Raw genomic sequence first — 21,560 nt, forward strand, 5'->3', positions numbered from 1 at the left:
GAGTATTCCCGAGACCAAAGAATTTTTTTCACAAAAATAGCAAAGAATCCTCATCGATGTTATACTATTTCTACATTTTTAACGAATGCCCACCTTTTTAGTTATGACCGTTCGCATAGTAGATTCTGGAAAAGGGAGTGCTGAGACTCACATGGCCAGAGATAAGTATTTACTCGAACACCTCAAAAAGGGGGAGGTAATTCTTCACCTATATGAGTGGGATAGTCTCTACCCTCTGACTTACGGCCTCTTCATGCGTCCAGAAAAATTTTTAATTGATAATAGGGCCGCTCTCGGTATGGATGCTGCTGTCCGACCTACAGGAGGAGGGTTTGTTTTCCATCATGGAGATTATGCATTTTCTTTACTAGTCTCATCGGAACATCCTCTGTATGCACCTACAGTATTAGAAAACTATTATACGGTAAATCAGATGGTATTACAGGTTTTGAGTAGGGTTTTCCGGATAAAAGGATCTCTTTCTTTTGATGAGGATATGCATCACCCAAAAACTTCGAATTTTTGTATGGCCAGAGCCTCAAAATACGATATTTTGATGGGAGATAAGAAAGTAGGTGGTGCAGCTCAGCGTACTGTTAAACAAGGATTTTTGCATCAAGGGTCCGTATTTTTATCGGGCAGTTCTTTAGAGTTTTATGAAACATTTCTTTTGCCAGAGGTCATTGATATTATCGTCCCGGCAATTGAGAAACGTGCCTTTTTTCCTTTAGGTCTGTCAGCACCTTCATCAGATCTTTTAGAAGCAAGAAGAGAAATTAAAGAGGGGCTAATTCAAATATTTTCACGTGGTTGTTTATGAATAAAATGCGATGGAGCTTAATTATAGCACTTGTTTTTGTGTTTATCACAAAAGATGCTCCTGCTTTTATAGTGCATTTTCCTGAATCTAAAGAACATGCGGGTGTTATTGTTCATGATAATAGCGTTGAAGTGTATGAAAGCATTTTGTCTGCTATAGATGTGGCGAATCATTACATTGAATTATCTCCTTGTATGGCAGGAGGGAACTTATTAAAAGAGATCATCGAGCATATAGATGCACGTATGGCGCTCATTTCTGAACTACGCGCCTATCTTCTTATCCAACCCACATTTATTGATAGCGATGATAAGAGTGTTCTTGAGAGTATAAAATCGCGTTGGCCTGATCGTTTCTTTTACTTATTTACGGGATGTCCTCCTGGACCCAGTATTCTTTCTCCTAATGTTATAGAAAGTCATGTGAAGATTTCTATCGTCGATGGAAAGTATATTTTTATGGGGGGGACAAATTTTGAAGATTTTATGTGTACCCGAGGGGATTCTATTCCTGAACCGGTAGAGTCTCCTCGGCTGGTTATCGGAGGCATTCACAGACCTTTAGCATTTCGTGACCAGGATATTACCGTGAGTTCTGCACAACTCGGTACCGAATTAAGAAAGGAATATCATGCGCATTATGCGCTTTGGAGTGCTTATGCAGAGAGACCTTGGTTTAATAAAAATGTCGATGATTTTCGCGCTCTTCCTTTCCCACAGCTTGCTATAGAAGACGCTCAAGCCACGTATTGTCGTGAAATCGAAGAAAACTCAGATCTAGTCTCTACAGATTTGAAAAACATTCGTGTGATTTTTTCAGGACCCGATGAGAGCAACAACGCGATTACTCAAGGATACATAGACTTAATAGATAACGCAAAGAAGTCTATAAAAATTGCGAATATGTACTTCATTCCTAACGACAAAATTCTTGAGAGTTTGAGATCAGCGTCTTTGAGTCGTAAAGTACATACAGAAGTTATTACGAATGGATCCAATGAAAATAGTCCCAAACTGACCGAAGTATATGCTTGGGGAAATCGTATGAACTATTTCTTTCTATCTTATGGTGAACGCCCGGCATTATGGAAAAAGTTCGTTTTTTCTAAAAAACAGCCGAGTTCTTCCCTATTTATAAACGAATATTACGTTCGAGATACACAGTTACATAAAAAATGTATGATTGTAGACGATCGTGTGTTTGTAATAGGTAGCTACAATTTTGGAAAGAAAAGTGATCTTTTCGATTATGAAGGTATCATATTAATTGATTCTCCAGAAGTTGCTGCTAAAGCCAATGTCGTCTTTAAGAAAGATTTGAGTTTATCCAAACCTGTAGAGCATTCTGAAATTCTCGATTGGTATTTCGATCCGATGTATAATCTTCTTGGTCATTTACAGATTAATTTTATGCCAGCTTAAATAGGAGTTGACCATCCTATTGGGAAAAGAGAACTTCTCTTTTCTGGTTCTCAGGGGATCCTTCTTGGTTTTTTCCGATCAATAGTTTACACTAAGTTTTTTACTGTTTATTCCAAGAGGGTGGCTTTGCTAGCGTTCTTTTATAAGCATCAGAAAAAATTCATTGGTTTGGTTATTGTTGGCGTATGCGTATCAGGTATAGGCATAGGTTGGGGACGCTATCCAGGAGAATCTTCCCGTGGCTCTAAGAAAGTTGTTTTTTCTGTTCCGGGTAAAAAATATTCTGAGAAAGAATTTTTAGCTTTTAAGAGATTCTTCACAAACGAAGCTTATCCTTTTACAGGGAACCCTCAAGAGTGGAACTTCTTAAATGAAGGTTTATTAACAGAGCGGTTTCTCACGAATAAGTTAGGGGAAAAGCTGTTTTTAAAAGTATATTCTCAGAATTATCCAGCCTTTAAAAAAGAAAAAAACTATCAGGCGTATCGACGATTCGACACTCCTTTTATTTCTTCCGAAGAGGTGTGGAAATCCTCAGCACCACGTTTATATCAAGCTTTAATTGCTTTGCAGGAAATCCATGATCCTGTATCTCCTGAAGGCTTTGTCGCTAGGGTTCAGCTGTTTTTAGAAGAAAAGAAATTCCCTCATTATATTCTTAAACAAATGCTTGAATATCGTAGGCAGATGTTTAATCTTCCTCAAGATCCCGCCTTAGTTCAGGGCAAGGATCTGCATTTATTTGGTTATAGAAACATTTCTGATTGGTTTGGTGATGCGTATGTTTCTGCTGCTGTTGAAGCTTTATTGCGTTTTGTCAATGAGCAGAAAAAACATGTGGCTATGCCTTCCTTAAAAGAAGCTCAACAAGATTTTCAAGACAAAGCCAGACAAGCTTTTACGAAGTTAAGTAAACACGCGGGCCTGACTTTAAGCTTTGATCAGTTTGTTGCTTCTTATTTTGATTTTATGGGAGTCAGCGAAGCAGAATTTTTCAATATATATCGTGAGATTCTGTTATGTAAGAGAGCTTTCTTACAATTAGAGGGTAGCGTAACTTTTGATTATCGTCCTTTGCAAGAGTTCTTCTCCATGGGTAGAGACTCTACGTCTGTAGAAATGGTCAAACTTCCTCGGGAGTATCAATTTAAGAATAAAGAGGATCTAGAAGCTTTTGAAATTTACATTAGTCTTGTGGGCGAGCCTATAAAGGATTGTCTTAGTGTCCCTCGGTATACTTTGCCTATTAAAACGATAAAAGCTAAAGAGCCCAGGTTAGTAGGACGGAGGTTTTTAGTTTCTTACAAGAGCGTGAAACTTCAGGATCTGGAAACCAAAGTTCCTATGGTTGAGGTGCACCAGTGGCAGCAAAATCCTGAAAATTTCCAAGTTCTACTCCAACAATTTCCTAAAATTGAGACATGTAGTTCGAGCAAGGATTTCCAAACTCTTAAACCTTCCCTTGTGGAAAAGACCTATTCTTTCACAAGAAAAGAGATACTCAGATCCTCTCCTAAAAGAATCATGGAGGGGTTAGCTCAATGTGAACAGAAAAATCATGAAGTTTTCCTCTCTTCAGGGAAAGATAGTGTCTTAGAAGGCATTCTAGATGGGAATGAGTTGGCCAAGTTGTTGTTAGATAATGAGGTGGTAGAAGCCTATAGTCAAGATGGCGAACATTATTACACTTTTATAGTGGATACATGCTTTGAAGGAGAAGAAGTGATTCCTTATCGTGAAGTTTTACGTAAAGGTCTTGCCAAGGCATTGGTTTCCTCTCATAAACATATTTCGCATATAGATAGAGTGGTTGCTGCTTTAAAATCACGATATCAAGAAGAAGAGAACAGTAACTTATGGCAAAAGCGGCTTTGGTCGCTCATCGAGGAACATAGAGAGGGTACATATCAGCCGGGCACTCTTTCTTGGAATCTTGAAAAATCTATCAAAATATTTACTCGTGGGGATCAAAATATTCCTCAGCCCTATCCTGTCTTAGCGTCTATGGAGGAGGGGGCATTATCTAGTGTTGAGTTTAACTCTGACGAAGGTCCATTTTTCTATAAATGTTTATCTCACCAAAGATGTGTTGAGCCTGCTAGTGTGGAAAAGTTGTTCCTGACTAAAAACCATTTAAACGAAGAAATCCTTGGTAGTTATATAGAACATTTTATTGATGAAGGAGTCAGATAATGTGGTATTCTGATTATCATGTGTGGATCGACCCCATACACGAGGATATTGTACGTCTAGGATTGACGTCTAGGATGAGAGAAAACCTGGGACAAATCCTTCATATTGACCTGCCGGATCCAGGAAGCTTCTGTAAGGAAGGCGAGGTTCTTGTTATTTTGGAGTCTTCGAAATCTGCTATTGAGGTATTAAGTCCGGTTTCTGGAGAAATTCTTGAAGTTAATGAGAATCTCAAAGAGGACGTACGGCTTCTTAATCATTCTCCCGAAGAAGCTGGCTGGTTTGTAATCGTTAAATTAGATCAAAAATTAAATATACAAAATCTTTCTCCCAAAGAATAGTCTGGTTATCTTTTCAAAAAAATATTGTATAGTTTATATTTTTTGAACTTGGATTAGAGTTTTTTTTTATCTTTTGAAGGAGTAAAATCTTTCCCTAAAAGATAAAAAAACAAGTTTCACTATGTCTTCGCCTATAGTTAACGTCTCTAATCCTACAGAGATGGCGAATCTCCGATTGCAGCTATCTAAGCAGCTTAAAATCTTAACATTTGTTACGGTAATATTAACTTTAGCTGTTATAGGTTTTGCCTGCTACGGACTGTTCGGGACTCCATTAATCGCTATTCAGTTAATGATATGGATTATGTGTACTTCTATGACTATTGTGGCGTTGGTTTGTTCGTGTGCGAAGTACCATCTGATTCGTCGTTATGAAAACATTTACGTAGTAGCAGGAAGTCTACTAGATAAAGGAATTAAGACTTATGATCATTAGTATCCAAAGATTTCAGCGTCCCTCCGCAGAGACTCCAACTACAGCGACGTTATTATATCAATTACATGAAGGCCCGATAGGGGAATCCGAAGGGCTAAGAACGTTTCGAAGAGTGTTATCCGTGTTATTGACCTCTCTGGCAATACTCGTGATGACAATATTTACTGTTCAATCTCCTACAATCACTCCTGCAGCATTATATACAGCAATTTTTTTTGCTTGCTGTACTCTTGTGTGTATAGCTATGTTTATAGTGAAACACGTGTTATGTCAATTTCCAGAAATTGCTAGGGGAAGTATAGAAGACGCTTCTACTACGTAATTACTGAGGTTTTCCCTTTTTTGCATTTATAGTTTTTGTCTTGCCGGCGCGTTGCTGAGCTGAGCGTATTTTTTTTATCGGTTTGAGCTCATTGACTTCTGCCGAAGAGACTTTTTTGGTTTCTATGACATCAGATACCGCGACTGTGGCTGAGGGTTTAGAGATATCAATACCTGTCAGACTCATGAAAGCCATAGCGATAAGGCCTGTAGTAATGAAAGAGATTCCCATTCCCTGAAGATTTTTAGGAATATCAGAATAAGCGAGCTTTTCTTTAATAGTGGCAAACAAAACGATCGCCAACCACCAGCCGCTTCCAGCGCCTAAAGAGAATATCATCATGGGAATAAACGGATAGTTGCGTGTGATGCCAAAGAGTACTCCGCCTAAGATTGCGCAGTTTACCGCGATTAGGGGGAGGAAGATTCCTAAGGAGAGGTAGAGATTTCTTGATACTTTTTCTAAAAACAGTTCCAGGATTTGTGTGAAAGCAGCAATCACAACGATGAAGATGATGAGTTCTAGAAAATTTAAGTTTACGTTAGCTAATGCAGGGGATATCCAAGTTAAAGCTTTAGGTCCTGTGATAAAGGCGTGTACGAACCAGTTAATACTTCCAGTGACAGTGAGTACCAATGCCACGGACATTCCTAAACCGTTAGCTGTAGAGACTCGTGCTGAACAGGCAAGATAGCTGCACATCCCAAGAAAATTGGATAGTAGGATGTTTTGGATAAAGGTGGCTTGTAAAAAGATACCAAAGACATTTAGCCATGTATACTCACCTAACCACATAGATCTACCTTCTTTCCTTCTTAGATCTCAGAATATTTACACCCCAAATCATAATACCTAAAAGGAAGAATGCTGAGGGAGCTAAAACCATCAAACCAAAGTTTTCATACCCATCGGGATGAGCTTCTGAGGCGTAAAAACATTTAGGAATCAGTTGTATTCCAAGAATTGTCCCAAAGCCGAAGAATTCTCTTATTATACTTACAGCAACTAATACCCAACCGTAACCTAATCCTGATGCAAAACCATCTAAAAAAGCAGGAATAGGTGGAACATTTCTTGCTAAACTTTCTGCTCTTCCCATGACGATACAGTTCGTGATAATTAACCCGACGAAAACAGAAAGTGTCTTGGAGATATTAAAGAAAAAAGCCTTTAGGAACTGATCAATGACAATCACAAATAAGCTAATGATAATTAGCTGGGTGATCATACGCACGCTATCAGGAGTGACTTTCCGTAATAAAGATACAAAGAAAGAAGAACATCCCGTAACGAAACTTACAGCAAGACCCATAGTAATTGCTGTATTTACTGTTGTTGTTACTGCCAACGCAGAGCAAATCCCTAAAATAGCGATAAGGGGTTGGTTATTGTTCCAAAGAGGATCAAGAAAATAACTCTTGTATGATTTATTTGCTGCCATTTTGATCTCCCCGGTTATTAAGTTTAGCGAAAGACATCAACAAACTGCGATAGGGAGCTAAAGATTGGGCATAAGCTTCAGTAACACCGTTACATGTTAACGTAGCTCCAGAAATGCCATCGATAGAAGAGAGAGCTTTAGGAGATGTCCCGAATGCGGATTGCACTGATCCTTTGATTACTTCAAGACCCAGGGGAGTCGTTGAAAAATCTGTATTTCCTGAAGCATCTTGTAAAAAGATCTTTTTCCCATAAAATTGCTTTTGCCATTGGGGATTGGCAATATTGGCGCCTAATCCTGGAGTTTCTCCTTGTTGATACCACGCTGTTCCTAATACTGTATCACCATTATTTTCTACAGCGAGATAGCCGTAAATAGGCCCCCACAAGCCAAATCCTGAAATAGGAATGACAATAGCGTCTATTACGGAAGGATTTTTCACAACTTCAGCAGCGCTCATCACTCTAGCTTGCTCTGTATTTGCTAAGACTACATAAAATAAAAGTAATGGCTGCTGATAGAAATGTCCATTTTGATGTTTTTCTATAAACTCTGAGACATTGATATTTTTCTCTTCAAAAGAAAACATTTGTCCTTGTCTATCTGCAAGTAAGGGACGGACAAATCCTTGTGTATAGGAGTCTAAAACAGAGCTTGTGACAACCGGAGCACTTTTGTCAGCAACTTTAAGTAATTGGGATTTTTTGTCATACGTGGCCAGTTTCCAGGAACCCTTCTCATAGATTTGAAATTTTCCTGAAAAGTCTAAAACATGAGCTGCAGTGAGCAGTTGTTGATCGCGATCAAAAGTCGCTGCGCGTTCTTGAAAAGGAGCAAGAACATAATACACAGTAGAAAGGAAAACGCTGGAGAACAAACTTAGTACAAAAATAAAAAGGGTAACATACCAAGTGTGATTCAGATAGCGTTTGGGTTTCTCTGAGGACATAGTTTAAATTCTCCTTCGTCTATACTTTCTTACAGCAAAGTAATCAAGAAGAGGAGCAAATACATTTCCAAGAAGAATGGCCAGCATAACTCCTTCAGGATATGCAGGATTGATTAATCGGATAATTATGGTCATAAAACCAATGAATAATCCGTAAATCCATTTTGCTAATTTCATGGTTGGTGATGATACAGGATCTGTCGCCATGAATACGAGACCGAAGGCTAAACCTCCTAGGAATAACTGACGGTAGGCTGGAATAAAGAATCTTGCAGGAGCCCAAGCTCCGTGTTTTCCAGCAATAAGAATACTGAAAATCTTAAATAACCACGCTGTGACGAAAGCACCTATACCGAAAGACACCATCGTTCTCCATGAGGCAATCCCTGTAATCACAAGGAATATAGCACCGAGTAAACAGGCAAATGTCGATGTTTCTCCTAGGGAACCGATAATGTTCCCCCAGAAAAGGTTTCCCGAAGAGAATTTCCCAATTCCATAGATCACATCGGTAATAGCATATGCTGAGTCAAATTGCGTGGGGAGTAAGCCGAGACCGCCTTCACTTAATGGAGAGGTCACAAAGTTTTGCAGTTGTTCTAAAGTTAGCTTGTCTAACATCAATCCGGGATGAGACTCTGCCCAGATCGAAAATTGTGATTGTATGACATTTTGTGTGGGGACGTGTGTCATATGTAAAATGTTAGAGGCTATAGCATCTACATGGACTCTTTTTACAGAAGGTGGTGTAGAGTTTAATGTTTGTAGGCAGGTAGATTGCGAAAAGCCGTCTATGATGGATTTTCCTGCTGTTGCGTTCATGGTAAGCAGGCTGTCTTTAATGTGTGTTGGGTTGCTTCCTACCCAAACATCACCGCTCATCTTTGCTGGAAATGTAAAAAATAGAAAAGCTCTTCCTGATAGTGCAGGATTGAGAATATTCATTCCCGTCCCACCGAACAATTCTTTACTAACAACAACACCGAAAGCAATCCCTAAAGCGGCCATCCAATAAGGAATTGTGGGAGGTAAGGTAAGGGGATAGAGGATCCCTGTGACGAGTAGTCCTTCAGCAATTTTATGTCTTCTAACAACCGCAAAGAGTACTTCGCAAGCTCCTCCCACTGAATAGCTAATGATGAGTAAGGGAAGAAAAATTTTGCATCCCGTCCAAAGCACGGAAAACATGCCTATGTCATTAAAGATAAAGGAGAGATAACTGCGAAATCCTGAGATATGTAAAAATGATTCCATGAGCTGGGGATTTCCAGAGCCATAGACTAAAGCCTGAACACCAGAATTCCATATAGCTAAGAATGTCGCTGGAAAGAGTGCAATAACCACAAGCATCATCCAACGCTTAACATCTACAGCATCGCGAATGAATGGTGGAGATGAAGATTTGTGGATGGGTTCGTAGCAAAACGTATCAATAGCGTCTGCAACTGGAGTAAAGCGTTGAAACTTGTCTTTTTGACAAATTTCCCAGATGGAATTAACAAATCGTTTAAGCATTGCTACTGAGAGGGAAGTTGAAGCTTCTACGTTTAAGAACGTAGCAAATTAATTAAAATTTTAGGAATAAAAATTTTCGGTGATTCAGAGATTCTTGAGTTTTTTCCTTCATTTAATTTTTCCGAAACTCTGTTATGGTTGTCGAAAGCCCGGAGAGTTTTTATGTCAGGGATGTTTAGAAACTTTAAAAGTAGAAAAGGTCGCAGGGCGTTGTCCACATTGTTATAGTGTTTTAGGTATAGGAGAAACACGGACTTGTCGTGATTGTTTGCCTTCGTTTTCTCGGAAAACTTTTTGTCTTTATGTTCCTTCAACAAAAGTACTCGCTCTATATTCTCAAGCTTGCCTAGGGAAGGCACCAGCTATTCATTTTTTTACCAAGGTGATCAAACGACAGTGGGAACTTCACCAAATTTTTCCTAAAGCGATTTTTTATCTTATATCAAAAATACCTAAAGACATTGCTAAACAATTATCCCAGGAGACAAGAATTCCTTATCGAGGGATTTTGCCTTTAGAAAGAGAGTTACGGAGATTGAAAAACTACGTAAATGAAGGAGCTATATGTATTTTATCAGATTATCCTTTGCCACGTGAATGGCAAGATACTATTGAGCGATGTGCTCCACAGCCAGCAATCCTTATGAGTCTTTTTCTTTCTGAGATTCTGAGTTAACTCCCACAATAGCTACATAGCCTAAAAGACGAACACCTTCATCAACGCAAAGAGTCCCTGCTTGGATATCTCCTTTAACTATAGCTTCACCACGGAGCTCTAATTTTCCGCTGACTGTAATATTCCCTTCGACAGCACCTTCGATAATGGCTTCTTGAAGTTGTATATCAGCTTTCACGCAACCTTTAGGGCCGATGATAATTTTCCCATTAGAAACTAAGATCCCTTCAAAGGTACCATCAATACGCAACAAACGATCAAAGGCTAACTCACCTTTAAATGTTACACCTTCGCCTAAAGTGGTTTCAGGCTCTTCAGAAAATGAGAGCAAAGAATCTACTTCAGAAGATACAGGGACCCACTTTTGTGCTTCTTCATTTAGAGGATAGGTAGGAGACAAAGGGCGTGTTTCTGGAGATTTTGGAGAGTCAAAAAGATTTGGAGGGGAATCTAAACGCTCAGATCTAGGATAAGAAGAATAATTAGAATGCGAAGATGTTTCTTCTTCATATAACGTTTGAACATCTTCAAAGGGATTTTTTCCAGTTCTACGGAACATGAGAAATTCTCCTAGATTACCCAACAATATGGTTTTTACATAAACTAATTTGACGCGTTAGAGTTTCATCTTTTTCTATTTTTTGTTCTATAGTTTTGCAAGCATAAAGCACTGTAGAATGTGTTTTTCCAAAAGCAGAACCGATAGCAACTAAAGAATCTGTGATTAATGTTTTTGCAAGGTACATAGCAACTTGACGTGCCAAAACGAGTTCTTTAGAACGAGAGTTTCCTTTGAGATCTTGGAGCTTTACTTGAAAGACTGTGGCCACACTTTTTAATATGCTTTCTACAGAAACTTTTTGTTTAGAGGGGGAGCGAAAAAGTTCTTTTAACGTGTCGCGAACAATACTTTCGGTAAGTGTTTTCCCGAATAAACGGCAATAAGCAGTGAGTTTATTAATTGCTCCTTCGAGTTGGCGTACATTTCCATAGATATGATCCGCGATGTAGAATGCAATTTCATTAGGAATATGTAAGCCTTTCTGTTCTGCTTTATGTTGTAAAATTGCTACGCGGGTTTCTAAATCTGGAATGCCTACGTGAGCAACTAACCCCCATTCCATTCTAGCAATGATACGTTCGGAAAGTTTTAATTGTCCTGGAGGCTTATCACTAGTAATGACAATTTGTTTATTTAAGTTAATTAATGTCTCAAAGGTATTGCAAAATTCTTCTTCGAAATTTTGTCTGTTTTGCAAAAATTGGATATCATCAACAAGAAGTAGGTCTAACGAACGATAAAAATTTTTCATTTTATCAATCGATTTCAATCTGAGGTGTTGCACGAGATCATTAATAAAAGCTTCAGTTGTGATGCAGTGCACACGAAGGTTTTTGTGATGCTCTCTGACGTAGTGACCCACAGCATGGAGAAGGTGGGTTTTTCCTAGACCTACGCCTCCATGAATGAACAGAGGATTATACGAACGCCCCGGACGGCCAGCAATCCCTACAGCTGCAGATTTCACAAATTGATTTGAAGGGCCTTCTATAAAATTATCAAAACGATAAGCGGTATTTAACTTGAGTTCGAAGTCTTTAGATTCTTCAAAAGTTTCTGTAGGAGTTTCTTGCTGCTCTCGAGGGGCTAGGGGTTGTGGAGGGGCTTTTTTAATTTCCGCAACAACAAACTCTAAAGCTGGCTCCCCTTGAGCATCAAGAGGAACAAAAGAACATAGATCTTGTTTATAATTATCAAGAAGGTAGTTTTGAACAAAGATATTGGGAACTTCTAAACGGATCTTTTCTTGTGTTTCTTCTATAATTTGAATAGGAGAAATCCAGTTTTCAAAAGCCGTTTTGGAGCAACGTGTCTTAACATAATTCACAAACTGTTCCCAAGTACTACAATCGCTACAGGTTAACATGCTGCTCTCTTTTATGTGTCGAGGATTTCCTTACAGACGGGCAATTCCTGCTCGTTTAGGAAGAAATTGCCAATGTACCATTGCTGTTGATAAGCAATCAATAGTTTTTCTGCAAAAAAACAGCAGGATGATACCAAATAGATGAGAAATTTATTTTAATCGCATGCGTCACTTCTTAGTAAGTGGGCAAAAGATTAATGAGAAAGAGCCGCGGGCTTTTTGATGATTTTTTTTGTATAGCTCATAAGCAAAGCTTCAGCATCATTAGCGATTACAGGATCATCACAAGATGTCAGATAGACAGCTATTGCGGAGGCCTCATCAATACGATTTAGGCAAAAGAGAGCTTTAGTTTTGTTTAATAGTGTGGGCAGATGGTCGCCTTGCATACGTAAAGCTTGATCTAAAACTCCTAAAGCTTTGGCATTTTCTCCTATTTGCAAATATAATCCCCCGAGGGTTTGGAAATCATAAATGCTTAATGGATCTAAAATCACCAAGGCTTCGAAAAAAAGAATAGCCTTATGATAATGTCCTTGGCGAAGAAATATGTAACCAGAATTGCGTAGCTCTTCGAGTTCTTGATCTCCCCAACCTAAGATCGCTTTCCATTCGTTATCTAACATGTCTTAGCCTTGAACAAATTGAAAAATACGGGAAATAACGTAGTCGATCATAATATTTGAAGACTTCAATCCTAGATCAATAGCCTTAAGTAAAATTTTACCTTCTTGAACGATTACGTCTTCGTCAGAATCCGCAGCTTCTTCGTCGTCTTTACTTTCTTCTTGATCTTTATAAGACAATGAAGAATTGGCACGACTCTGATAAGAAAATTTTCCTCGGGTCAGTACTTTTAAGTAGGAAGAAATTTTCTCTAAATCCTCGTCTTGCTGATCGGGAGATCCTAGAGAAGGAGCTAAATAGGGAGTAGAAAACCGCTGTTTATAAAAGTTGCTAGGAGGTGAAAAGAAAGCCCAATCGGTTTTCTTATTCGTTTGCATTAGGGAGCACAAGGCTGAGGGCTTTGGCGTCATGTCCAAAATTTGGGCATGCTTAGCCACATCACGGATCGTCAAACCTTCCATGTGAACTTCCTTGCGGAAGTCATTCACTATTTTAGTATTAGACGCGTGTTTTTCGTAAACAGAAGTACTGTAATTAAAAATTTCTACCATAATACAGCCTTTAAAACCCTACTTTCTAAATCATAGTAGGGTAAAGGAAAAAGTCAATAGTCTTAATTATTCTTAAAATAGAGAATGAGGAATAAATAGAAATCTTTTCCCATTCTCTCTAATGGTGTATCTTTTTCTTGCATTGATGGTTTTAGAATGATTTAGGCGTTTTTGTGTCTGCAACCCCTTCCCATATTCCGGTATTGGTAAATGAATGTTTATCTTTATTTGCTAATCGTAATCCCAAATTTTTCTGTGATGTTACTGTAGGAGCTGGAGGTCATGCTGAAGCTTTCCTCTCAGAATATCCTTCTATAGTTTCTTATGATGCATCCGATCGAGATAGTGCCGCTTTGTCTCTTGCTAAGGAGCGTTTAGAAAAATTTGGTGATCGTGTGCATTTTCGGCATGCATCATTTGAAGATCTTTCTAAAGATTCTAAGGAACATGTTTATGATGGCATACTTGCCGATCTTGGAGTTTCCTCTATGCAACTTGATAATCTCTCCCGAGGTTTTAGTTTTCAAGGAGACGATCATGATTTAGATATGCGCATGGATGTGACTAAAGGAATTACTGCGAGTGAGGTTTTAAATACGCTTCGTGAAGAAGAGTTAGGGAAAATTTTTCGTGAATACGGAGAGGAACCTCAGTGGAAAAATGCGGCTAGTGCTGTCGTACATTTTAGGAAACGTAAGAAAATCATCACGGTTAGAGATTTAAAAGACGCAACAGCAAAAGTTTTTCCTTCTTATCGTTTGCGAAAGAAAATCCATCCATTAACTTTGATTTTTCAAGCTTTACGGGTGTATGTAAATCAAGAAGACCTGCAATTGAAAGTATTTTTGGAGTCGGCTATGCGTTGGCTTGCTCCTGGAGGGCGTTTGATCATTATTTCGTTTTGTAGCTCCGAAGATCGCCCAGTAAAATGGTTTTTTAGAGAAGCTGAGAAATCGGGATTAGGAACCATACTGACCAAGAAAGTGGTCATGCCTACCTATGAAGAGACTAGGAAAAATCCTCGTTGTAGATCGGCAAAGCTCCGTTGTTTTGAAAAGAAATTGTTATGAATAATTATCGTTTTGTACGTCTATTTTTTTGTTTTTGTTTTCTAGGCGGGTTACTTTACTCCTATATTAATAAACAAAATGATCTGACGAAATTACGATTAGAGATTCCTACTTTATGGTCGAAGTTGCGACAGAGAGAACAAGAGAATATATCTCTACACTTTCTTATTGATAAAATAGAGAGCCCAGAGCATCTCATGCATATAGCTAGCCTTCCTGAATATCAATATCTCCAATATCCTACAGAAGATAGTGTTTGTGTTGTAACTTATGAATCATCGTAAATGCTTAACCATGATTACCTGTGGAGTCCTGCTCTCCTACTCTTTCCTTATCGTACGGTACTATAAAATTCAGATTTGTGAGGAGAAGCGTTGGGCAGCAGAAGCTTTAGGACAACATGAATTTCGCGTAAAAGACCCTTTTCGTAGAGGGACTTTTTTTTCTCAGATGAATTTACGTAAAGGGGATTCCGAGCAACGACAACCTCTCGCTGTTGATATTACGAAATTTCATCTTTGTTTAGATGCTGTGGCTATTCCTGAAGAACATCGTGATGTAATTGCTAAGAAAGTGTTTAGTCTCATTGGTGAAGGTGATTATGACAAACTCCGTGCGGAGTTTGATAAAAAATCGCGACATCGAAAATTATTTCTTTGGTTAGATCGTGCAGAACATGACCGCATTTTGTCTTGGTGGCGGGGGTACGCAGCAAAAGCTAAACTACCCTCGAATGCTTTGTTTTTCATGACTGACTATCAAAGATCCTATCCTTTTGGCAAACTTTTAGGCCAAGTTCTTCATACTCTCAGAGAAGTCAAGGATGAGAAAACAGGAAAAGCTTTTCCTACAGGAGGTTTAGAAGCATATTTTAACCACGTCCTTGAAGGAGAGCCTGGGGAACGAAAATTCTTACGTTCTCCTTTGAATCGTTTAGATCTAGATAAAATCACAAAGATTCCTAGAGACGGTTCAGATATTTATCTCACAGTAAATCCTTGTATACAGACGATAGCGGAAGAAGAATTAGAAAAAGGCGTAAAGGAAGCCAAAGCGAAAGGTGGGCGTCTGATTTTAATGAATGCTTATACAGGAGAGATTCTTGCTTTAGCCCAATATCCTTTCTTTAATCCTTCGGAATACAAGGAATTTTTCAATGATAAGGAAAAAATAGAGCACACAAAAGTGACATCGGTAAGTGATGTTTTTGAACCAGGCTCTATCATGAAACCTCTGACTCTTGCTATTGCGTTGCTTGCGAATGAAGAGATGGTGAAAAGATCAGGGAAGCCCTTATTTGATCCTTGTGCACCTATAGATGTTACCCGCAGGATTTTCCCAGGAAGAAAGCAATTTCCGCTTAAAGATATCTCATCGAATCGGCGTTTAAATATGTACATGGCGATTCAAAAGTCTTCGAACGTTTATGTAGCTCAACTTGCTGATCTTATAGTGCAACATCTAGGGAACCACTGGTATGAGGACAAGTTATTGTTATTAGGATTTGGTAAGAAGACGGGTATAGAATTGCCGGGGGAAGCTTCAGGATTAGTCCCTTCACCCAAGCGTTTTCATATTAATGGGGTTCCTGAATGGTCGTTATCTACTCCTTATTCTCTTGCTATGGGTTACAATATCCTGGCTACGGGAGTTCAGATGGTTAAAGCCTATGCCATTCTTGCTAACGGTGGTTATGACGTACGTCCTACTTTGATAAAAAAAATCGTCACAACTTCTGGAAAAGAATATGTTTTGCATCCACAAGTTCGTGGAGAGAGAATTCTTTCTCAGGAGATTGTGGATGAGGTATTGAAAGCTACGCGTTTTACTACATATCCTGGAGGCACGGGATTCCGGGCTGCGCCTAAAAAGCATTCGAGTGCAGGGAAAACAGGAACAACAGAAAAGCTAGTTAATGGAAAGTATGATAAGCATCGTCATATTTCTTCATTTATAGGTATCACGCCTATATATCCTTCGGCTGGGGGGAGTGCTCCTTTGGTCATGCTTGTCTCTATAGATGATCCCGATCATCGTGTTCGTGAGGATGGAACAAAGAACTATATGGGAGGAAGATGTGCAGCTCCTGTATTCGGAAGAGTGGCTGATCGTGTTTTATCTTATCTAGGGGTTCCTGAAGATAAAGAAAAATACAGTTATCAGAGTGAGGTTGCTGCTATGAAATCTTTGTATGAGGAATGGAATCGTTCGGGGAAATAGTTTTATGCTATGTTTCCGTAGTAGCGGATTGGGCATTGAGCAAATTCTGGCTGTTTCTGAAAAAATCGGACAAGTACGACTGTGACTGTAAAAATAATTTTCAGTACCAAGACGATTAAACCAAGGCCGAGCATTTCTAGGATTCCAGCAAAGGTGTGAACTGCAATGTCGACTTTACTGTCTTCTTTTGTAGGGACGGCAAATATACTAAAAAGTTTTGAGGCTCCTAAAATATTACCTAGTAAGGGTATAGCGCGTGCAAGAGTTTCTAAAACAATTTTTTTATTATTCAACAACCAATCATTATGGATAATGCCCTGGTGGTTGCGTATACATCCTAAGCGTAGGATTTTTGGGAAATAGCTTTCGTGTGCAACGAAGTCTTGATTGTTTCTGTACAAGCAGTTCTTGCTTCTAGTCTCATAGTGAAGATGTTGCTCCATCTTTTCCCTTTTTCTTCTTGTGCTCTGAACCGGGGAAGGTAATTTTTATTGGGCAACACTTTCTTTTCACTAAAATCTTTTCACTAAAAATAGTATATTTTTTTTATGCGATAAAAAATAGGTAGACTATTTTAATAGCTGTAAGTAAGACAGTTCGGCGGCAATTTTTATGGGCATGGCGAATTTTTGAAAGTTTATTTATAACTTATAGAATACGGGTGTTATTTTTGTTCTTTGTCGAATGAAAATAAGAGTGCTTATAGATATATTAGGAACAATTTTGCATATAGAAGTGGTCTAGCTTTTGAAGAAGGACCTCAGGCTAAAAAATGAATTTAAAAGAACTCCTCCACAATACCAAAGCGAAAATTTATGGGAAAATTTCTTCTGTAGAAGTAAGAAATCTCACAAGAGATTCTCGTAATGTTGGAGTTGGAGATATCTTTATAGCCAGTAAAGGCAAGCACTCTGATGGTAATGACTTTTCCCATTTAGCTATTGAAAATGGAGCTATTGCTGTAGCTTCTTCTATTTACAATCCTTTTTTACCTGTTGTTCAAATTATTTCTTCCGATCTTCCTCAGCTTGAAGCGGATCTTGCAGCAAAATACTACGGTCATCCTTCGCAAAAACTCTGTGTGGTTGGTATTACAGGCACCAATGGGAAAACTACAGTTTCCCATTTAATAAAATTTCTGTTTGATGCTTGCGACAAGCCTGCAGGCTTAATAGGTACTATTGAGCATATTCTGGGAAATAGTCGTATTCAAGATGGGTATACCACTCCTGAATCCTGTTTGTTGCAAAAGTATTTAGCTGAGATGGTGAAGAGCAATCTTTCTGCTGCAGTTATGGAAGTATCTTCTATCGGTCTTGCTGTCAACAGACTGGCTAACGTCCATTTTGATGTTGGTGTCTTAACTAACATTACTCTAGATCATTTAGATTTTCATTCTTCGTTTGAAGAGTATAAACAAGCAAAGCTTAAGCTATTTTCGATGCTTCCTTCTTCAGGTCTAGCTGTAGTGAATAACGACTTACATTATGCTGCGCAGTTTATTGAAGCTACCCAAGCCCAACCTATTACCTATGGAATCGAGCAGCATGCAGATTATCGCGCTTCTAATTTGCGCTTTTCTCCGTTCGGAACGGATTTTGACTTACTCTATAAAGGGGAAACCTTTGCATGTTCCTCACCCTTAATAGGGCAGCACAACATTTATAATGTTCTTGCTGCGATTTCTGTCGCTCACCAACGATTAGGTTGTGATTTACAACAACTGATCTCTGCTGTTGCCAATGTAGAAACCCCTAGAGGGCGGTTAGAACCTGTATTTTCCGGCCCCTGTCCTATTTACATTGATTATGCTCATACTCCCGATGCCTTAGATAATGTATGCAAAACACTCCAAGCTCTACTTCCCCAAGATGGAAGGCTTATCGTGGTCTTTGGATGTGGAGGCGATCGAGATCAGAGCAAAAGAAAAATCATGGCTCAAGTCGTCGAGAAGTATGGATTCGCTGTTGTGACTACGGACAATCCTCGCGGCGAAGATCCAGAAATGATCATTAATGAAATTTGTTCAGGTTTTTTTAAAAGAAATTTTTCTATCGAAATCGACAGAAAACAAGCAATTACATATGCTTTGTCCATTGCCTCAGATAGGGATATAGTGTTAGTGGCAGGTAAAGGGCATGAGACGTACCAGATCTTTAAACATCAAACCATCGCTTTTGATGATAAGGAAATCGTGCTCGAGGTATTGTCGTCTTATGTTTAATCGTTACACTTTACTCACTCTCTGTGTCTTCGGCACTGCTTTGGGAGGAATTGCAGCTGAAAGTGCGCCTCCACAGCGTGTGCGTCGTAATGAAGTGATCTTTATCGACCCAGGACACGGAGGTAAAGATCAGGGCACTGCAAGTAAAGAGTTCCATTATGAGGAAAAATCTTTAACCCTATCTCTTGCGTTTTCAGTGCAGAGTTATCTCAAGAGAATGGGGTATAAGCCAGTTCTTACTCGAACATCTGATGTGTATGTAGATCTTGGGAAAAGAGCGGCTTTAGCAAATCAAAACAAAGCTGATATTTTTGTCAGTATTCACTGTAACTATTCGTCCAACACGTCAGCCTTTGGTACTGAAGTATATTTTTATAATGGCAAAAATAATGTTGCTTCGAGAAGTCGTGCTTCGGAAGCTCTAGCTAAGGATGTCCTAAATGCTATGCAAAAAAATGGCGCATTGAAAAATCGAGGAGCGAAGAATGGGAATTTCGCTGTTATTCGAGAAACCACAATGCCTGCGATTTTAATTGAAACAGGATTCCTTTCAAACCCTAGAGAACGAGCTGCACTTTCGGATGCACGTTACCGAATGCATATAGCCAAAGGCATAGCCGAGGGCGTTCATACATTTCTTACTGGTCCTAACTTTCAGAAACCAAGTTTAGCGAATGTGAAGGCCAGAAAACTTTCTGCAAAGGTGAATTAATTTTTTTAACAAGAAAGAGTAAGGGGAAAAGTCGTCCTCGATGCGATTCGAACGCATGGCCTGCTGCTTAGGAGGCAACCGCTCTATCCTACTGAGCTACGAGGACACGAACACCAGTACTTTATCAAGTTGGATTAAAGAAGTCACGTGTTTGCCGTTATTAAATTAGAATAGGAAAGCTTAGAAATTTTTGTCGGACTGTAAGGTGCAGAAATCATAAGTTTTGACAAATATGAATTTTCGTTACTTATAACGATATAGAACAACCACGTATTTTTAAAAAATGTCTTGAATCCAAAGGATGAATAGATATGATACGCATATACTTCAAAAGTTTATTATTTAGGGCTACTCAACAAGTTACTTTAGGGCACTTTAATTAGGAGGCAATGGCTAATATGGCTACCATGACCAAGAAAAAACTGATCAGTACAATATCACAGGATCACAAGATTCACCCGAATCATGTGCGTACTGTAATCCAAAATTTTTTGGATAAAATGACAGATGCTCTAGTCAAAGGTGATAGGTTAGAGTTTAGAGATTTCGGCGTTTTACAGGTTGTAGAACGAAAACCTAAAGTAGGTCGTAATCCTAAAAACGCTACTGTTCCTATTCACATTCCTGCGAGACGTGCCGTCAAATTTACTCCAGGAAAAAGAATGAAACGTTTAATCGAAACTCCTTCGAAGCATTCCTAATTTCGTGCCTTTCTCTTTTATCTAATTTATCAGGGTCAAGTTTTTAGGATTTACTTAGAGGCTTGACTCTAAAGTTTTTTGTTATTATTGTCTGGGCGCAATCCGTTTTTGAGTAAGAAATTGTGAATGGTGATGGGATCACAGCTAAGATTACAAGAATGTATCGAAGTGTTTCCCCATTCAAATTTTGATTTGCAGGTTAGACAATTAATCTATGCTTGTCAGGATAAGAAACTTCGCGATTTCGTCTTTAAATTTTTTCGCTATCATCCTTTATTAAAAGTGCATGACATTGCAAGAGCAGTGTACTTGCTTATCGCTTTGGAAGAGGGAAAGGATTTAGGATTGGACTTCTTGAAGTTAGATCAAGAAGACTCGGGGGCTACGCGTTTATTTGGTCGTGGAGGTTTCCCCTGGAAAGGACTGCCTTATCCCGGAGAACATGCAGAACTCGGACTTTTGCTTTTGCAAATCTCTAGGTTTTATGATGACAGTTTGAAACAAGCGAAGATGATGAGTGAGTTTCAACAGGCATTATTTATGCATGAGGCTACGATTTTCCCTGCTTTATGGAGTCAGGAACACGCGCGATCCATAAAAGAAAAGACCTCATTGAGTAAGTCTTTCCTATACCAATTAGACCAACAGGTGATTAGTGAGTATAGGTTTACGGATCCGAATTTAGGTTTTTGGATGCAACGGACGCGATCAGCATCCACTTTTGTTTCTGGATCAGGATGTAAAAGTGGCGTGGGAGCTTACTATTCCGGAGATGTTGGTGTAGTCAACTACGGCCCATGTTACGGTGATATTAGTGATTGTCAAGGCTTTGGTCTGAGTGGAACGGTTAAGGAATTCTCTTTTGTAGAAAATCCCGACACTACAAAAATTTCTTTTCTTTCAGCTTCGTCTGTTCCTTGTTCTAGGATCACAGGTTTTTCTTACTTACAAGATGCCTACCTAGGCTCTAAAGTTCGTCATGATATTACGATTTCTGAGAGACGGTGTCAGATATACTCTTTGATAGAAGATCCGAGCAAATCCACTTTTTCAATTTTTTGTAAGGGAAAAAGTTGCCAAGTGGTTGAGGGGCCGAGGTTACGGTCAAGCTCCTTAGATTCTTATAAAGGGCCGTCTAACGATGTCATTATTCATGGAGAGCGCGACTCTTTGCGTATCTTGTCCTCAAGTCTCTATATGGAAATTTTTTCTTTACAAGGAAAAGAAAGGTTTTGGGGAAGTAATTTTTTGATTAATATTCCCTATCAAGACGCCGAAGTCTCGGTTGTTTTTGAAAAATGCAATTAATAGTTTATTATTTTTTTTCGAAAATGGAAGAGAAAATAATCTTATAATTGTTTTTAAGAATTATTTGTATTAAAATTATCCTTTTTGTAAGAGGAGAGAATGTTG

At 38.8% G+C, this 21,560-nt stretch carries 23 protein-coding genes and 1 tRNA gene; 14 read left to right on the plus strand and 10 right to left on the minus strand.

Annotated elements, in window-relative coordinates; all coding sequences use genetic code 11:
- Positions 1–103: 103 nt before the first annotated feature.
- The 6 genes from G5O_RS06940 (at position 104) to G5O_RS06965 (ending at position 5,533) form a co-directional block, all read left to right on the plus strand.
- Positions 104–820, plus strand: a complete 717-nt coding sequence (locus G5O_RS06940; RefSeq protein WP_014518354.1) for a lipoyl protein ligase domain-containing protein — start codon at positions 104–106, stop codon at positions 818–820.
- Positions 817–2,241: a phospholipase D-like domain-containing protein gene (locus G5O_RS06945; protein WP_013747347.1), complete on the plus strand. Its 1,425-nt coding sequence runs from the start codon at positions 817–819 to the stop codon at positions 2,239–2,241. Before G5O_RS06940 ends, G5O_RS06945 begins: the two co-directional genes overlap by 4 nt.
- Positions 2,242–2,367: 126 nt before the next feature.
- Positions 2,368–4,434, plus strand: a complete 2,067-nt coding sequence (locus G5O_RS06950) for a hypothetical protein (protein ID WP_006343034.1) — start codon at positions 2,368–2,370, stop codon at positions 4,432–4,434.
- Positions 4,434–4,775 carry a glycine cleavage protein H-like protein gene (locus G5O_RS06955; protein ID WP_006343035.1) on the plus strand — a complete coding sequence of 114 codons (342 nt, stop codon included), beginning with the start codon at positions 4,434–4,436 and terminating at the stop codon, positions 4,773–4,775. The genes G5O_RS06950 and G5O_RS06955 overlap by 1 nt, the downstream gene beginning before the upstream one ends.
- Positions 4,776–4,896: 121 nt before the next feature.
- Positions 4,897–5,211, plus strand: coding sequence for a hypothetical protein (locus G5O_RS06960; protein WP_013462636.1), 315 nt, complete (start codon positions 4,897–4,899; stop codon positions 5,209–5,211).
- Entirely contained in the window at positions 5,201–5,533 is a 333-nt protein-coding gene (locus tag G5O_RS06965; RefSeq protein ID WP_006343036.1) for a membrane protein, read from the plus strand. The genes G5O_RS06960 and G5O_RS06965 overlap by 11 nt, the downstream gene beginning before the upstream one ends.
- On the opposite strand, the gene nqrE is transcribed toward G5O_RS06965, so the two are convergent.
- From nqrE to G5O_RS06985, 4 genes are read right to left on the minus strand one after another with little or no spacing between them, the layout of a single operon-like run.
- On the minus strand, positions 5,534–6,328 hold the full coding sequence (gene nqrE, locus G5O_RS06970; RefSeq protein WP_006343037.1) for an NADH:ubiquinone reductase (Na(+)-transporting) subunit E: 795 nt from the start codon (positions 6,326–6,328) through the stop codon (positions 5,534–5,536).
- Positions 6,329–6,332: 4 nt separating this feature from the next.
- Positions 6,333–6,974, minus strand: coding sequence for an NADH:ubiquinone reductase (Na(+)-transporting) subunit D (gene nqrD, locus G5O_RS06975; RefSeq protein WP_006343038.1), 642 nt, complete (start codon positions 6,972–6,974; stop codon positions 6,333–6,335).
- Positions 6,961–7,923, minus strand: a complete 963-nt coding sequence (locus tag G5O_RS06980; protein ID WP_006343039.1) for a Na(+)-translocating NADH-quinone reductase subunit C — start codon at positions 7,921–7,923, stop codon at positions 6,961–6,963. The genes nqrD and G5O_RS06980 overlap by 14 nt, the downstream gene beginning before the upstream one ends.
- A gap of 3 nt (positions 7,924–7,926) precedes the next feature.
- Positions 7,927–9,438, minus strand: a complete 1,512-nt coding sequence (locus G5O_RS06985; RefSeq protein WP_006343040.1) for a Na(+)-transporting NADH-quinone reductase subunit B — start codon at positions 9,436–9,438, stop codon at positions 7,927–7,929.
- Positions 9,439–9,517: 79 nt separating this feature from the next.
- On the opposite strand from G5O_RS06985, the gene G5O_RS06990 reads away from it, so the two are divergent.
- A complete protein-coding gene (locus G5O_RS06990) occupies positions 9,518–10,114 on the plus strand; it encodes a hypothetical protein (RefSeq protein ID WP_006343041.1) in 597 nt (198 codons plus the stop codon).
- On the opposite strand, the gene G5O_RS06995 is transcribed toward G5O_RS06990, so the two are convergent.
- The 4 genes from G5O_RS06995 to G5O_RS07010 all read right to left on the minus strand — a co-directional run bounded on the left by G5O_RS06995 (position 10,080) and on the right by G5O_RS07010 (position 13,220).
- Positions 10,080–10,673 carry a bactofilin family protein gene (locus G5O_RS06995; RefSeq protein ID WP_006343042.1) on the minus strand — a complete coding sequence of 198 codons (594 nt, stop codon included), beginning with the start codon at positions 10,671–10,673 and terminating at the stop codon, positions 10,080–10,082. The two genes, G5O_RS06990 and G5O_RS06995, sit on opposite strands and share 35 nt — an antisense overlap.
- 16 nt (positions 10,674–10,689) lie before the next feature.
- Positions 10,690–12,042 (minus strand): chromosomal replication initiator protein DnaA, encoded by a 1,353-nt coding sequence (gene dnaA / locus G5O_RS07000; RefSeq protein WP_006343043.1) that lies wholly within the window; start codon positions 12,040–12,042, stop codon positions 10,690–10,692.
- A gap of 194 nt (positions 12,043–12,236) precedes the next feature.
- Positions 12,237–12,668, minus strand: coding sequence for a hypothetical protein (locus G5O_RS07005; protein ID WP_006343044.1), 432 nt, complete (start codon positions 12,666–12,668; stop codon positions 12,237–12,239).
- A 3-nt stretch (positions 12,669–12,671) separates the two neighbouring features.
- On the minus strand, positions 12,672–13,220 hold the full coding sequence (locus tag G5O_RS07010) for a DUF5399 family protein (RefSeq protein ID WP_013462638.1): 549 nt from the start codon (positions 13,218–13,220) through the stop codon (positions 12,672–12,674).
- Positions 13,221–13,393: 173 nt separating this feature from the next.
- Here G5O_RS07010 and rsmH point away from each other — a divergent pair, with 173 nt between their 5' ends.
- From rsmH to G5O_RS07025, 3 genes are read left to right on the plus strand one after another with little or no spacing between them, the layout of a single operon-like run.
- Positions 13,394–14,290 (plus strand): 16S rRNA (cytosine(1402)-N(4))-methyltransferase RsmH, encoded by an 897-nt coding sequence (gene rsmH / locus G5O_RS07015; protein ID WP_006343046.1) that lies wholly within the window; start codon positions 13,394–13,396, stop codon positions 14,288–14,290.
- Positions 14,287–14,574 (plus strand): hypothetical protein, encoded by a 288-nt coding sequence (locus G5O_RS07020; protein ID WP_006343047.1) that lies wholly within the window; start codon positions 14,287–14,289, stop codon positions 14,572–14,574. Before rsmH ends, G5O_RS07020 begins: the two co-directional genes overlap by 4 nt.
- Entirely contained in the window at positions 14,561–16,510 is a 1,950-nt protein-coding gene (locus G5O_RS07025) for a peptidoglycan D,D-transpeptidase FtsI family protein (RefSeq protein ID WP_013462639.1), read from the plus strand. Before G5O_RS07020 ends, G5O_RS07025 begins: the two co-directional genes overlap by 14 nt.
- A 2-nt stretch (positions 16,511–16,512) precedes the next feature.
- Here the strand turns inward: G5O_RS07025 and G5O_RS07030 are convergent, their stop codons facing one another.
- Positions 16,513–16,911, minus strand: coding sequence for a hypothetical protein (locus G5O_RS07030; RefSeq protein WP_013747350.1), 399 nt, complete (start codon positions 16,909–16,911; stop codon positions 16,513–16,515).
- Between the two features lie 371 nt (positions 16,912–17,282).
- Between G5O_RS07030 and G5O_RS07035 the strand changes: the two genes are divergently transcribed.
- Positions 17,283–18,734: a UDP-N-acetylmuramoyl-L-alanyl-D-glutamate--2,6-diaminopimelate ligase gene (locus G5O_RS07035; protein WP_006343049.1), complete on the plus strand. Its 1,452-nt coding sequence runs from the start codon at positions 17,283–17,285 to the stop codon at positions 18,732–18,734.
- On the plus strand, positions 18,727–19,446 hold the full coding sequence (locus tag G5O_RS07040) for an N-acetylmuramoyl-L-alanine amidase family protein (protein ID WP_006343050.1): 720 nt from the start codon (positions 18,727–18,729) through the stop codon (positions 19,444–19,446). The genes G5O_RS07035 and G5O_RS07040 overlap by 8 nt, the downstream gene beginning before the upstream one ends.
- Before the next feature lie 32 nt (positions 19,447–19,478).
- Here G5O_RS07040 and G5O_RS07045 read toward each other — a convergent pair.
- Positions 19,479–19,552, minus strand: a tRNA-Arg gene (locus G5O_RS07045).
- Between the two features lie 292 nt (positions 19,553–19,844).
- On the opposite strand from G5O_RS07045, the gene G5O_RS07050 reads away from it, so the two are divergent.
- Together G5O_RS07050 and G5O_RS07055 are read left to right on the plus strand one after the other, a co-directional pair.
- A complete protein-coding gene (locus G5O_RS07050) occupies positions 19,845–20,147 on the plus strand; it encodes an HU family DNA-binding protein (RefSeq protein ID WP_006344016.1) in 303 nt (100 codons plus the stop codon).
- A gap of 126 nt (positions 20,148–20,273) precedes the next feature.
- Entirely contained in the window at positions 20,274–21,455 is a 1,182-nt protein-coding gene (locus tag G5O_RS07055) for a hypothetical protein (protein WP_013462641.1), read from the plus strand.
- Positions 21,456–21,560 lie beyond the last annotated feature (105 nt).

It is taken from the genome of Chlamydia psittaci 6BC, assembly GCF_000204255.1.
In the GTDB taxonomy this organism is placed as follows: Bacteria; Chlamydiota; Chlamydiia; order Chlamydiales; family Chlamydiaceae; genus Chlamydia; species Chlamydia psittaci.